This is a genomic window from Frankia nepalensis (assembly GCF_016786325.1).
GTDB lineage: Bacteria > Actinomycetota > Actinomycetes > Frankiales > Frankiaceae > Pseudofrankia > Pseudofrankia nepalensis.
Map to the genome: position 1 here is coordinate 1 of NZ_JADWYU010000369.1, position 1,298 is coordinate 1,298.

At 68.6% G+C, this 1,298-nt stretch carries 1 protein-coding gene; it reads left to right on the forward strand.

Going from position 1 to position 1,298, the window contains the following annotated elements; genetic code table 11:
- Positions 1–87 precede the first annotated feature (87 nt).
- On the forward strand, positions 88–1,287 hold the full coding sequence (locus I6A81_RS41245; RefSeq protein ID WP_203008541.1) for a cytochrome P450: 1,200 nt from the start codon (positions 88–90) through the stop codon (positions 1,285–1,287).
- Positions 1,288–1,298: the final 11 nt, after the last annotated feature.

Here is a 1,298-nt window from a genome sequence, read left to right on the forward strand (position 1 = left end):
GTCTGGCTGTCTGTGGATCGCTGGACTGTACGGGCGTATGGCGTGATGCTATACATCTGTACAGTGATGTCCCGGGGAGGGCAGGCAGTGGGCTCAGAGGACCTCTACTACGACCCGTACGACGTCGAGATCGACGCGGACCCGTACCGGGTCTACCGGCGGTTGCGCGACGAGGCGCCGCTGTACTACAACGAGCGTCTCGACTTCTGGGGGCTCAGCCGCTACGGCGACGTCGTGGCGGCGCTCAAGGACCTCAAGCGTCTGACCTCGACGAAGGGGGACATCCTCGAGGTCGTCAAGGCGGCGCCCGTCATGCCGCCGGGGATCTTCATCAACGAGGACCCCCCACTGCACACCATCCACCGCGTCCTGGTCTCGCGGATGTTCACGCCGAAGAAGATCAAGGCGCTGGAGGAGAAAGTACGGGCGTTCTGCGCGGCCTGCCTGGACCCACTGGTGGGCGAGGACAGGTTCGACTTCGTGCTCGACCTCGGGGCCGAGCTGCCGATGCGCACGATCGGCATGCTGTTCGGCATCCCCGACGCGGAGCAGCCGTCGCTGCGGTCGACCGCCCAGCGGGCGCTGCGCAACAGGCCCGGCGAGCCGCTGCCGGTCACCAGGGAGAAGTACTTCGACGGCGGGAACTATGCCGAGTACGTCAGGTGGCGGGCCGACAACCTGTCGGACGACATCATCAGCGAGTTGCTCACGCTGGAGTTCACCGACCTGTCAGGGGAGGTCCGCCGACTGACCCGGCAGGAGGTCCAGATCTTCGTCGGGGTGGTCGCGGGCGCCGGCGTGGAGACCACCGGCCGGTTGTTCGGCTGGATGGGCAAGGTGCTCGCCGAGCATCCCGACCAGCGCCGCGAGCTGGCCGCGGATCCGACGCTCATCCCGCGCGCGGTCGAGGAGTTGCTGCGCTACGAGCCACCCGGCCCGCACGTGGCCCGCCATGTCACCGAGGACGTCGAATACCACGGGCGGACGGTTCCGGCGGGCAGCGCGCTGCTGCTCATGCTCTCGTCGGCCAACCACGACGAGCGTCAGTTCCCCGACCCGGAGCGGTTCGACATCCACCGCGACCTCAGCCAGCACGTGACGTTCGGCCACGGGGCGCACTTCTGCCTCGGCGCGGGGCTCGCGCGTCTGGAGGGGCGCATCGCCCTCGAGGAGGTCCTCAGGCGGTGGCCCGACTGGGAGGTCGACCTGTCCGCCGCCCGCCGCGCGCCCACCTCGACGGTCCGGGGATGGGACTCCATGCCCACCCTCATCAGCAGATCAGCGTGATCAGGGTCCAC